This is a genomic window from Bacillus sp. EB106-08-02-XG196 (assembly GCF_013396335.1).
Taxonomy (GTDB): Bacteria; Bacillota; Bacilli; order Bacillales; family Cytobacillaceae; genus Neobacillus.
This window is the reverse complement of sequence record NZ_JABWSY010000015.1, coordinates 91,614-103,854: the sequence shown is the minus strand read 5'-3', so window position 1 is coordinate 103,854 and position 12,241 is coordinate 91,614. Positions and strand designations below refer to the sequence as shown.

10 protein-coding genes are annotated in these 12,241 nt (G+C 40.0%); 8 read left to right on the top strand and 2 right to left on the bottom strand.

Features of this window, described 5'->3' with window-relative positions; genetic code table 11:
- Positions 1–67: 67 nt before the first annotated feature.
- From MLOOGBEN_RS21970 to MLOOGBEN_RS21960, 3 genes are all read left to right on the top strand, one after another.
- Complete coding sequence (locus MLOOGBEN_RS21970; RefSeq protein ID WP_179160411.1) at positions 68–805, top strand: AAC(3) family N-acetyltransferase; 738 nt, start codon at positions 68–70, stop codon at positions 803–805.
- 776 nt (positions 806–1,581) lie between these two features.
- On the top strand, positions 1,582–3,234 hold the full coding sequence (locus tag MLOOGBEN_RS21965) for an amidohydrolase (RefSeq protein WP_179160410.1): 1,653 nt from the start codon (positions 1,582–1,584) through the stop codon (positions 3,232–3,234).
- A gap of 144 nt (positions 3,235–3,378) precedes the next feature.
- Positions 3,379–4,770, top strand: a complete 1,392-nt coding sequence (locus MLOOGBEN_RS21960) for a sodium/glutamate symporter (RefSeq protein WP_179160472.1) — start codon at positions 3,379–3,381, stop codon at positions 4,768–4,770.
- A 275-nt stretch (positions 4,771–5,045) separates the two neighbouring features.
- Here the strand turns inward: MLOOGBEN_RS21960 and MLOOGBEN_RS21955 are convergent, their stop codons facing one another.
- Positions 5,046–5,495, bottom strand: coding sequence for a hypothetical protein (locus tag MLOOGBEN_RS21955; protein ID WP_179160409.1), 450 nt, complete (start codon positions 5,493–5,495; stop codon positions 5,046–5,048).
- A gap of 160 nt (positions 5,496–5,655) precedes the next feature.
- On the bottom strand, positions 5,656–7,035 hold the full coding sequence (gene purF / locus MLOOGBEN_RS21950; protein WP_179160408.1) for an amidophosphoribosyltransferase: 1,380 nt from the start codon (positions 7,033–7,035) through the stop codon (positions 5,656–5,658).
- A gap of 222 nt (positions 7,036–7,257) precedes the next feature.
- Here purF and purC point away from each other — a divergent pair, with 222 nt between their 5' ends.
- From purC to purM, 5 genes are read left to right on the top strand one after another with little or no spacing between them, the layout of a single operon-like run.
- Positions 7,258–7,977: a phosphoribosylaminoimidazolesuccinocarboxamide synthase gene (gene purC / locus MLOOGBEN_RS21945; RefSeq protein WP_179160407.1), complete on the top strand. Its 720-nt coding sequence runs from the start codon at positions 7,258–7,260 to the stop codon at positions 7,975–7,977.
- The gene (gene purS, locus MLOOGBEN_RS21940; protein WP_179160406.1) at positions 7,970–8,224 is read left to right on the top strand and encodes a phosphoribosylformylglycinamidine synthase subunit PurS; all 255 of its coding nucleotides are present in this window, start codon (positions 7,970–7,972) and stop codon (positions 8,222–8,224) included. The genes purC and purS overlap by 8 nt, the downstream gene beginning before the upstream one ends.
- A gap of 11 nt (positions 8,225–8,235) precedes the next feature.
- Positions 8,236–8,919: a phosphoribosylformylglycinamidine synthase subunit PurQ gene (gene purQ, locus MLOOGBEN_RS21935; RefSeq protein WP_179160405.1), complete on the top strand. Its 684-nt coding sequence runs from the start codon at positions 8,236–8,238 to the stop codon at positions 8,917–8,919.
- A complete protein-coding gene (purL, locus tag MLOOGBEN_RS21930; protein WP_179160404.1) occupies positions 8,906–11,194 on the top strand; it encodes a phosphoribosylformylglycinamidine synthase subunit PurL in 2,289 nt (762 codons plus the stop codon). Before purQ ends, purL begins: the two co-directional genes overlap by 14 nt.
- A gap of 12 nt (positions 11,195–11,206) precedes the next feature.
- A complete protein-coding gene (gene purM, locus MLOOGBEN_RS21925) occupies positions 11,207–12,241 on the top strand; it encodes a phosphoribosylformylglycinamidine cyclo-ligase (RefSeq protein ID WP_179160403.1) in 1,035 nt (344 codons plus the stop codon).

Genomic DNA, 12,241 nt, shown 5'->3' with positions numbered 1-12,241 from the left:
AAACATAGACAAATAATCCTAATATGGTATTCTTTTGGTGTATGTAAAGATTGAAAGGTTGAATGTGATGTACAAGAAACAAGATTTAGTAAAGCATCTGAAAGAATTGGGAATCGACGAAAATGGAACATTACTTGTTCATTCATCAATGAAAAGTATTGGACAAGTAGAGGGTGGGGCCGATACTGTCCTTGATGCACTTTCAGAATATATGAAAAATGGTCTTTTGGTTTTTCCTACCCATACATGGTCGTATATTAAAGCGGAGAATCCTCGATTTGATGTCAATGACTCACCATCTTGTGTTGGATTATTAACGGAACTGTTTCGAAAACGTCCGGGTGTTGTTCGGTCATGGCATCCAACGCATTCCGTAGCAGCCCTGGGAAAAGAAGCACATGAATTTATTGCGGGTAATGAACAATTCGACACACCTTGTGCACGTGAATCGAGTTGGGGGAAATTACTCGACCAGAAGGCAGCCATCTTGTTAATAGGAGTCGATTTACGTAGATGTACATATATTCATGGAGTCGAGGAATGGCTTGATATACCAGGTCGATTGACTGCTGAGCACGAAATGCTTTACACCATATTACCGGATAAAACGGAAATTTCCATACCGCAAAGAAGACATTTTGGGCATACCTCTGAAAAATACGATCGAGTTGAAGATGTTTTTCTGAAAAATAAAGTTATGTACAAAGGACAATTTGGCGATGCAACAGTAAGGGTATGTGACACCGTAAAAATGACAGACTTGCTAGAACATTTACTAAAAGAAAAACCTGATTTATTTTCTTGACTGGTTTATTTTTAGCAGAGGAATGGGGAAACACCTATGTTAGCTTCAATTTTATGGTTAAAATGATGGTGTTTATGTAGAAGGAGAAGGCTCTATTTTCATTAAAAATTGTTATATAAAAATGCTTGGAGTCATGATATGCTCCAAGCATTTTTCCTTGAGAATTCACTTACTATATTGCCTGCCGATAGTGGAATTCCGCTCGTCCATACTTAGCATTAAAATTAAATAGAAAAATTCACTAGAATCCTATTTATGAATTAAATGAATAAGAATTATTATGAATTTTATTAAATAAACCTATTTTGAATATATTGAAAATTTGGAATATATGTGTTTAAATCGAATTATGAGTTTTTTGTCCCTTCATCTGGTACGGACATTCCGACGTTGGGATTAGCGAAATTCTAATCCGAAGGATGAAAATCTCTATCTTAAAAGAATGGATGTGAAAAAATAAAGATTGGGGTGCCAAAGGAAATTAAAAATAGCTCCATTATTCTAGCTGCTGTATCAAGACTCCACCACTTACACTCAGTCATACTCCAGCAATTGACCTCTCTTAAAAAAATTAGAGAACTTCTAATGGATTCCTACAAAACATTCTTTTCGAATTGTGCTTTGGAAGTAAATGTAAACGCATTCAAAGTTCCGACTTACTAGTATCAAAACGGAAAGACGCACACTTGGACCATCGTAATAGTTTAGAGCTAACAAGAGGAGTTTAGGTGGTTAATACTAAACTCTTCCTTTTTATTAAAAAGGAGTGATAGTAAATGAAAGTAGATCTTTTATTTAAAAATGGAAAGGTACTAACTTTGGATCACAACAATCGCCGAGCAGGATCTGTAGCGGTATCACAAGGAAAAATAGTTGGAATCTGGGAAACAGCAGAACCCCCAAAAGATGAAGTTGAAATAACTCAACAGACGAATGTGGTTGATTTAGACGGAGCAGCGTTATTACCTGGTTTTATCGATACCCATAATCATATGTTGATGTATGGTCAGACAAGGGACATGGTGAATTGCAGTACACCGCCTAATAAATCTATCAAAGACATTCTAGATACTATTGGTAAAAAAGCAAAAGAAACACAAAATGGAGAGTGGATTCAAGGATTTGGTTATGATGATACATTAATTTATGAAAAACGCCATCTAACAAGAGTAGACCTTGATCAAGTAACACCTAATAATCCAGTTTTCATCTCTCATGCTTCAGGTCATTTGGCGTACGCAAACACACTGGCTATTCAAATGGCTGGGTTGCAGGATACTATTTCAGACCCGCAAGGCGGCCATTATGGCCGGGATGAGAAAGGTCGACTAAACGGAGTGTTATATGAACCTGGTGCTCAACAACCAATTAGTAGTCTTATCCCTAAACCAACAGTTGGGGAACTGGTTCGTATCTTAGAGAAAATATCTAAAGACTATGTTGCACAGGGAATTACAACTAATTCAGATGCAGCCATCATTGGACTTGATGATTTTGAAGCACATCTTCAGGCATCAAAACTTCGTGTGAATCCAATGCGTATGCAATTAATGATGATGCACTATCTCTTAAGTGACGGAGCTCCATATGGAGGGTATACGTCTGAACAATTGGATATTGAAATCCAAGCTAGATCTGGCGGCTGGGCTAAATTAGATAGTGCCAAAATGTTCCAAGATGGTTCGATTCAAGGCTTAACTGGTGCATTACGGGAACCGTATTATCAAAATCCAGATGTTTATGGAGATTTTATACATCCACAGGAATTTTTGAATGAAGAAGTTTTAAATCTTCACCGTCGAGGTTATCGAATGACGACACATGGAAACGGTGATCGTGCGATTGGATCTATTTTAGATGCGTATGAATATGCATTGAAGCAGCATCCTCGTACCGACCACCGCCATCGGATTGAACATGTTCAATCGGCGACAACTGAAGATATCGCTAGAATGGGAGAACTTGGTGTAGCTGGCTCCTTTTTCATCAATCATGTTTATTATTGGGGAGATAGACATGAAAGGATTTTCTTAGGTCCAAAGCGTGGAAGACGAATCAGTCCATTAGCAGAAGCAGTGGAACACAATCTTTTGTTTGCCTTGCATTCGGATTGTCCTATTACTCCCATTTCACCGCTGTTCTCCGTTTGGGCAGCAGTTAATCGAATCACGAGAGAAGGTCATGTTTTGGGGCCTGAACAGCGAATTGATGTCGTCACAGCCTTAAAATCGATGACCATTTATGGAGCAAAATTTATTTTTGATGAGGATCATTCAGGAAGTATCGAAATGGGGAAGAAGGCAGATTTTGTCGTGCTAGAGGAGGATCCAACAATGATTAATCCTCTGGATATAAAAGATGTTTCCATTCAATCTACCTATATTAATGGTGAGCCTGTCTATGGGCAAAAAACAGTAAAAACTACTTAGTTTCTATTAAAACAATAAAACGAAAAGAGGAGAATTCGCATTTTGTAAATCTCCTTTTCTTTTTAGACTAAAAGCGATTCACTCGTATTAAAGTTATCGAAAGCGTTTCTGTTAGATAAAAAGGAGGAGATTTCTTTGAGCTTTATGATAGCTTTTGGGATAGCTAGTATAATGATCTGTATTGGTATGATCATTCGGACAAAGGTTCCATTTATTAGAAAAATGATAGTTCCTGCGAGTGTTATTGCTGGTCTACTAGGCTTGGTTCTCATGAATACGGGACTTATAACATCTACTGACTCAGCAATGTATGTAAATATAGTAAGTTTCTTATTTACTATTACGTTTATTTCCATTGGATTGACCAGTAATCCCAAGTCAAGCTCTTCAAGCTCTGCCGGAAAAAGTATTGCAAAAGGTTCTTTAGGTTTAGGTTTTCTTTGGAATATTTTATATGCCCTTACTCCTGCTGTTGGCGCTATTCTCATCTTGGGGATTGGCGGTTTCTTTGGGATGGATCCAGTCTACGGGTTACTCATTCCATTTGCTTTTGCACAAGGTCCAGGACAATCTGCTGTTTTTGGTGGGATTATGGAGCAACAATATGGAATTGTAAACGCTGCTACCGTGGGAATTACATTTGCAGCAATTGGATTTTTAGTTTGTTTTTTCGTTGGTGTCCCCTTAGCGAGATATGGTATAAAAAAAGGATTAGCCAAAAACTTGAGCAAATCGGGAATCGATGGTTTTGTTGAAAGAGGCTATTATGTAAAAGATGAAAAGCGTCAATCATTAGGAAATGAGACAATATTTAGCGGAAATATGGATACAATGACTTTTCATTTTGCGATTATCGGCCTCTGTTTTATGTTAGCTTTGGGTATGGCGAAGGTCATTTCATTCATTCCTGGTGTTGGCCCAACTTTTAGCAGTATGCTATTTATATTCGGAATGTTGTCTGGGTATCTGATTAAATTCATCATGAAAAAACTACGGATAGACCATATGCTCGATAATACGTTCCAATCCAAGATTACCGGATGGACAACAGATTATTTAGTGGTTGCATCATTTATGGCTGTACCACTTAGTGTGTTAAGTGAATGGATGGTTCCGATCATTATTGAGGCTATTGTGATCACGATTTTAACAGTAATTATATGCATTTATTTTGGCCAAAGACTTGGCGGAGAAAATGATTTTGAAAGAACCCTTGGTTTATACGGTACTGCCACTGGAACCGTACCAAGCGGTATTGCTCTTGTGAGAATTATTGATCCTTCTTTAAAAACTTCTACAGCAGTCGAATTAGGTTTGATGAATATTGCAATGATGCCTAGTTATGTGACAGTTGCTACGATTATGGCAATTGCTTCTGGTGCATTATCTATGAGTAATGGAATCCTTTTGCTATTAGCACCGATTCCAATTTATTTAATCATATTAAAAGTTTTTAAAGTATGGGGTAAGAAAACGTACGATTTTAAACCAGAAACTGTAAATGTAGAGAGTTTAGAAACAGTTCCTGTTGAGTAATGAAATGAAAAGGGGGAATTTATTTTTGAAGAAATAATAACTAAGATGTTATTTTCTTTGAACGCCATTTTGGTGAGATAAAAGAACTTGAAATGATTATTGACAATTGGAATGATGCTGGAAAATCACTTTCAGAAGAAAAGAATTCAATAAATCTACCGAGATCAATGCTGCTGAAATAGTATAGGGAAAATTATCATGAGGCAGCGGATAAACCGTTGTCTTATAAGAATGCTTGGAGTCATGATAGGCTCCAAGCATTTTTCCTTGAAAATTCACTTAATATATTGCCTTCTGATAGTGGAATTCCGCTCGTCCGTACTTATAGGTGAAGCAATGACATTAATAAATAATATGTAGACCGGAAACAGCAAGGCAGACCCAAAAATTAAAAGACTAAATCTAGGAAAAAGGATCACTCCTGTATTAAGAGGAACGAAGACAGTGAAAAAGTAGAATAACACAATAAAATAAGGTACCCACAGAATAAGTGTCCAATGATGGTGTTTTCTGCCTGACATCCACTTTTTTGTTATGCTAAAAAAGATAAAGGTCGCAAGAAGTAGTCCAATAACATTAATAACAGCAATGACAATGTAAACATGATCCCATTCAAAGCCATATACTTGACTAATATGAGAAACATTTATAATGAGTTCGATGGCAATAAACAGCGCTAAGGCGTATAAGGCACTGATGGTATTTAACTTTATAAAAAACTTCATCCTAACCTCCGTCATTCAGATAATTTCGTATTCCATTATACATCTTCTTAAAGGAAATGGGTCTAAATTCGAATTTGGTGTCCAGAGGGACGGTTCCTATGGTACAAGTTAGACAAAATGGACCTCTAGAACCGTCCCCATGGTCACACATTGGCATTTTTCACTTCAAATACAAGTTAGTTGGATATGCCCCGCTAAAGCAGGCGATACAGCGGCTGCTGGTGTCTGCTAAATCTACATCAACCGCCTCTAATAACCCTTCCGTACTTAAAAAAGCTAATGAATCTGCTCCGATCACTTTCCCCATTGCTTGTTCTTGTTCATGTTTATTAGCAAATAGTTCTTCTTTTGTAGGCATATCCACTCCATAAAAACAAGGATTTTTTACCATAGGGGAGCTGATTCGTACGTGGACCTCTTTGGCACCTGCTTGACGAATCAATTGAACAATGCGTTTACTTGTCGTTCCCCGAACAATTGAATCATCAACCAGCACAACTCTCTTATTCTCGAGAATTTCTCGTACTGCGCTTAATTTTAGACGAACTGCCAGGTCGCGCAATTCCTGGGTTGGTTCAATAAAGGAACGGCCCGCATAAGGGTTTTTGATGATCCCCATTTCATAAGGAATTCCTGATTGTTGTGCATACCCCATCGCTGCAGGAACACTAGATTCTGGCACGGCGACCACAACATCTGCTGGTGCTGGATGTTCTTTTGCTAGAATTTGGCCTAACTCTTTCCGGATGGTTAAGACACTTCTTCCATGAATCACGCTATCCGGTCTTGCAAAATAAACAAATTCAAAAGAACAAAGGGAAACCTCGCCTTTTTCAGCAAATCTTCCTGTTTGAACCCCCTTTTCATCAATGAGAAGCCATTCACCCGGTTCAACGTCTCTCCAGAACGTAGCATCTACCGCATTTAACGCACATGTTTCGGAAGCTGCGACAATAGATTCGCCAATTTTTCCGAGGCTAAGGGGGCGTAATCCGTGACGATCCAGGGCAACGAGCATTTGTTTTTCTGTCATAATTAGTAAAGCGAATGATCCGTCAATCCGCTTAAGAACTTCAGGTCCAGCTTGATTAAAATATTTTTTACTTGAACGAGCGATAAGGTGGGCGATAATTTCTGTATCCGTTGTTGTCTGAAAGATGGCCCCTTGTTGCTGGAGCACTTTCCGTTCGATATTGGCATTCACAAGATTCCCGTTATGGGCAACGGCCAAATCACCCTCACTGTATTTAAAGACGAGGGGCTGAGCGTTTTGTAATAAACTTGCACCAGATGTTGAATAACGGACATGGCCAATGGCCATATTTCCGGTTAATCCATCAAGGGTCTCACGGGTAAATACCTGCGTAACTAATCCCATTCCTCTGTGATGCCTGAATGATTTCCCATCAGCAGCCACAATTCCTGCACTCTCCTGTCCGCGGTGTTGAAGTGCATGAAGTCCATAATAGGTTAAATGGGCTGCTTTGGGGTGATTAAAAACACCAAATACCCCGCATTTCTCCTTCATTTCTGAATCCATTTTGTCTGCCTCCCGTGATGTTCATTTCCTTATTTTTGGCGAAAGAAAAATTTCTATCCTTTTATATTCATTTTCTAGTAGTCAGCGTGTACTGATAAAATTTTGTTAGTTAATAAAAGTAAAGGATTGACATTCAGGATAACTTAAAATCAGTAGTAAAAAAAGTTGGTCTGATTTTAGGAGGAAAGTTTGTTCGGTAAGATTGAGTAAAGGAGAATTATAATGGAAAAATTAGAAATGCTTTATGAAGGTAAAGCGAAAAAGGTATTTAAAACATCCGAGTCAGGAACGTATTGGATTGAATATAAAGATGACGCCACTGCCTTCAATGGCGAGAAAAAAGGACAAATTGCCGGAAAAGGAACGTTAAATAACGAGATTAGTGCCATTTTTCTTAGTTTGTTGAAAGAAAAAGGGTTGGACAATCATTTTATAAAAAAAATCTCATCAACCGAACAGATTGTCCAGCAAGTGGAGATTATCCCCATTGAGGTGGTGGTTCGAAACATTGCGGCAGGATCACTTGCAAAAAGGCTTGGATGGGAGGAAGGGAAGGAACTCCCTCAAACGATAATGGAATTCTACTATAAAAATGATGAACTAGGGGACCCTTTGATTAACCATGATCACATCGCCATTCTTCGCCTAGCAACAGAGGAAGAATTAGCAGACATTCGAAACCAAGCTTTGAAAATCAATGAAATCTTGAACGAATTTCTATTAAACAAAGATATTATCTTAGTTGATTTTAAATTGGAATTCGGTAAAATTCCAGCTGGAGATATCATCTTAGCGGATGAAATCTCCCCTGATACGTGTCGATTTTGGGATGCCCATACAAAGAAAAAATTAGATAAAGATCGGTTTAGACGGGATTTGGGTAATGTCGAGGAAGCATATCAGGAAATCTTACGAAGAATCGGGGGTAGTGTCAATGTTTAAAGCAACGGTGTATGTAACATTAAGAGAGAGTGTGTTAGACCCACAAGGGAATGCAGTTCACGAGTCGCTGCATTCTCTTGGCTATGATGAGGTTGGAGAGGTACGGATAGGGAAATACATGGAGCTTGTGATTAATAATGATGATCAAAAGGCAGTAGAAGAACGAGTAAGGGATATGTGTGAGAAGCTGTTAGCTAATACCGTGATTGAAGACTATAGGTTTGATCTTAACAACCAGGAAGGATAGGAGGGATTAAGTTGAATTTTGCTGTACTGGTTTTTCCGGGTTCAAACTGCGATGTGGATATGTATAAAGCAGTTTTAGATACGATTGAACAGTCTGTCGAATATGTATGGCATCTAGAAACGGATCTATCAAAATATGATGCGATTCTTGTTCCTGGAGGATTCTCCTATGGCGATTATTTGCGGCCAGGGGCTGTAGCGAGTCTGTCTCCTGCTATGGAGCAGGTGAAAATCGCAGCGGAGGAGGGGAAATTGATTCTCGGTGTCTGCAATGGATTTCAAATATTGACCGAAGCGAATCTTTTGCCAGGTGCATTAAGAAGAAATCAACGTTTGAAATTTCATTGTGACACCATTGATCTAATAGTAGAAAACAACCAAACTCCATTCACATTAGACTATCAGGAAGGCGAAATGATCCGTATCCCTATTGCCCATGGTGATGGAAATTATTATTGTGATCAAGAAACGCTGAATCAGTTAGAAAACAACAATCAAATCGTATTCAGGTATAAAGGGACGAATCCAAATGGATCGATTTCTGAAATTGCTGGGGTAATCAATGAGAGAGGCAATGTTTTAGGATTAATGCCCCACCCGGAACGTGCCGTTCATAAGTGGCTGGGAACAGATGACGGAAAACGTATGTTTTCATCGATTTTAAGCTACTGGAGGAAACAACATGGCACAGCTTAAAGAACCAACTCCTGAACAAATTGTGGAGCAGAAGGTATATCGGGAAATGGGATTGACGGACGAAGAGTTTGATAAAGTTATCGAGATTCTCGGGCGGAAACCGAATTATACCGAAACGGGTATCTTTAGTGTGATGTGGTCCGAGCATTGCAGCTATAAAAATTCGAAGGTAGTCCTCAAGCGTTTTCCGACTTCCGGCCCTCATGTTCTCCAAGGTCCTGGTGAAGGAGCGGGGATTGTCGATATTGGAGATCAACAAGCAGTCGTGTTTAAAATTGAAAGCCACAATCATCCATCGGCCATTGAACCTTATCAAGGGGCTGCTACAGGTGTTGGAGGGATTATTCGTGATGTTTTTTCCATGGGTGCGCGACCGATTGCGCTATTGAACTCATTAAGATTTGGCGAACTTGATAATCCAAAAACCAAATATATATTTGAAAATGTGGTCGCCGGTATTGCTGGATATGGGAATTGTATGGGCATTCCTACGGTTGGCGGCGAGATCTACTTTGATTCTTCTTATGAAGGAAATCCCCTTGTTAATGCTATGTGTGTGGGGTTAATCGATCATAATCAAATTCAAAAAGGCGTGGCGAAAGGGATTGGTAACCCCGTTATTTATGTTGGCGCCGCTACTGGAAGAGACGGCATTCATGGAGCGACCTTTGCATCAGAAGAGTTGAGTGAGAATTCCGAAGCAAAGCGTCCGGCTGTTCAAGTGGGCGATCCTTTTATGGAAAAATTGCTGCTGGAAGCGACTCTCGAATTGATAGCTTCTGGCCATGTGGTAGGGATACAGGATATGGGGGCAGCAGGATTAACGAGCTCCAGCTCCGAAATGGCAAGTAAAGCGGGAAATGGCGTTGAATTGGATCTTGATCTTGTTCCACAACGCGAAAAAGGAATGAGTGCCTACGAAATGATGCTCTCAGAATCACAAGAGAGAATGCTGGTGGTTGCGAAAAAAGGAAAAGAAGAAGAAGTAAAAAAGATTTTTGACAAATGGGGACTTCACTCTGCTGTGATTGGCCGGGTAACAGATGATAACCAACTTCGTTTACTTCACAAAGGAGAGGTGGTGGCGGAAATCCCGGCAGACAAGCTGGCAGAAGATGCGCCGGTCTATTGTAAGACTTCTAAAGAGGCTCCTTATTACGCACAATATTCATCATTAGACCCTGCTCAAACAATAGAAGAACCAAATGACTATAATACCGTTTTAAAGCAGCTGCTAGCATCCCCTACGATTGCCAGCAAAGAATGGGTGTATAAACAATATGACTATATGGTGAGAACCAATACAGCGGTCATACCTGGATCAGATGCTGCGGTCGTTGCCATCCGCGGCACAAGGAAAGCATTGGCGATGACGACAGATTGTAATGGAAGATATGTTTATCTTGATCCGTTCGTTGGGGGAGCGATTGCTGTTGCAGAAGCAGCCCGAAATGTCGTTTGTTCCGGTGCAGAGCCTTTAGCGATTACCGATAACTTAAACTTTGGCAGTCCGGAAAAACCGGAAATCTTCTGGCAGTTTGAAAAGGCAGCTGATGGCATAAGTGAAGCGTGCCGTCAGCTTAATACGCCAGTTATTGGCGGGAATGTCAGTCTTTATAATGAGACAAAAGGAGAAGCGATCTTTCCGACACCGACCATTGGAATGGTGGGTTTAATAAGAGATACCAATCATATAACGACTCAGGAATTTAAAAAAGAGGGAGATTTAATCTTTTTAATGGGGGAAACCAAGGAAGAGATAGGTGGTTCAGAATACCAAAAAATGGTGACAGGAAAAATGGAAGGGCGACCACCGCAGTTAAACCTAGAGTTAGAAAAGAATATTCAAGTTTTTACCCTAAAGATCATTCAAGAAGGATTGGTGGATTCCGCCCACGATACGGCCGAAGGCGGTATCGCAGTTGCTCTAGCGGAAAGCTGTATTGGTGGGAAGCTGGGAGCGGTCATTCATTTAACGGAAGAACTTCGATCAGACTTTAATCTTTTTAGTGAATCTCAATCTCGTATTATTATTTCGGTCTCACCGGAATATGGTGAAAGGATAAAGGAAATGGCGAAACAGCTCGAGGTACCAATAAAAGAAATCGGCATGGTTAAAGGGACGGAATTATCGATTACACATCATGGTAAGAACGTGATTTCTCAGCCGGTTGCTGAATTGGATAGGGCATGGAGAAATGCCATCCCAGACATTATGCGTTCGGGATTATTAAAAAAAATCAACACGCAGGAAATCTCTGCAAGTTTACCGTAAGGAGGGAAACAAATGAGCGATGCGTACCGCCAAGCAGGAGTCAATATAGATGCGGGCAATGAAGCGGTTGAAAGAATGAAAAAACATGTGAAAAAAACCTTCCGTCCTGAAGTATTAACTGGATTAGGAGGTTTTGGGGCTCTTTTTAAACCAGACTTAACGGGGATGGAAGAGCCGGTTTTTGTTTCTGGTACAGATGGTGTTGGGACCAAATTGAAAATAGCCTTTGCTATGGACAAGCACGATACCATCGGGATTGATGCAGTTGCCATGTGTGTAAATGATATCATCGTCCAAGGGGCAGAGCCGCTTTTTTTTCTAGACTATCTAGCCTGTGGTAAAATCATCCCCGAAAAAATTGAATCGATCGTGAAAGGAATAGCAGATGGCTGCCTGCAGGCAGGGTGTTCACTCATTGGCGGCGAAACAGCCGAGATGCCGGGGATGTATCAGGACGAGGAATATGATATCGCTGGTTTTACAGTTGGGATCGTCGATCAAAAACATGTGATTGATGGATCCAAAGTCAAGGAAGGTCAGGTACTGATTGGATTAGCTTCAAGTGGTATACATAGCAATGGGTTTTCACTTGTCCGAAAAGTTCTTTTGGAGGATGCTAAGCTGTCCTTAGGTGATTATTTGGATCAATTGGGAGCTGAATTGGGGGGCGTGTTACTCGAACCGACGAAAATTTACGTAAAATCGGTCCTTTCAACGGTGCGGAAATATCCTGTCTCTGGTCTGGTACATGTGACAGGCGGGGGCTTTTACGATAACATTCCACGCATTTTACCCGAAGGCTTACAGGCAGAGATAAGGGATGGATCATGGAAGATCCCACCCATTTTTTCCTTTATACAAGCAACAGGCAAAATATCCGATTATGATATGTTCCGAACTTTTAATATGGGAATCGGGATGATTCTACTCGTTGATTCTGCAGACTCACGTGAAATTTTGGAGCACCTACAATCGTTAGGTGAAGATGCGTTTGAAATTGGTACAGTCCAAAAAGGAACCGAAGAAGTCGTATTTAAAAAGGAGTAA

Coding starts and splice junctions, on each gene's coding strand:
- purF (WP_179160408.1), bottom strand. CDS start 7,035: ATGGATTCAGAAATGAAGGAGAAATGCGGGGTATTTGGTGTTTTTAAT.
- purC (WP_179160407.1), top strand. CDS start 7,258: ATGGAAAAATTAGAAATGCTTTATGAAGGTAAAGCGAAAAAGGTATTT.
- MLOOGBEN_RS21965 (WP_179160410.1), top strand. CDS start 1,582: ATGAAAGTAGATCTTTTATTTAAAAATGGAAAGGTACTAACTTTGGAT.
- purS (WP_179160406.1), top strand. CDS start 7,970: ATGTTTAAAGCAACGGTGTATGTAACATTAAGAGAGAGTGTGTTAGAC.
- MLOOGBEN_RS21960 (WP_179160472.1), top strand. CDS start 3,379: ATGATAGCTTTTGGGATAGCTAGTATAATGATCTGTATTGGTATGATC.
- purM (WP_179160403.1), top strand. CDS start 11,207: ATGAGCGATGCGTACCGCCAAGCAGGAGTCAATATAGATGCGGGCAAT.
- purL (WP_179160404.1), top strand. CDS start 8,906: ATGGCACAGCTTAAAGAACCAACTCCTGAACAAATTGTGGAGCAGAAG.
- MLOOGBEN_RS21970 (WP_179160411.1), top strand. CDS start 68: ATGTACAAGAAACAAGATTTAGTAAAGCATCTGAAAGAATTGGGAATC.
- MLOOGBEN_RS21955 (WP_179160409.1), bottom strand. CDS start 5,495: ATGAAGTTTTTTATAAAGTTAAATACCATCAGTGCCTTATACGCCTTA.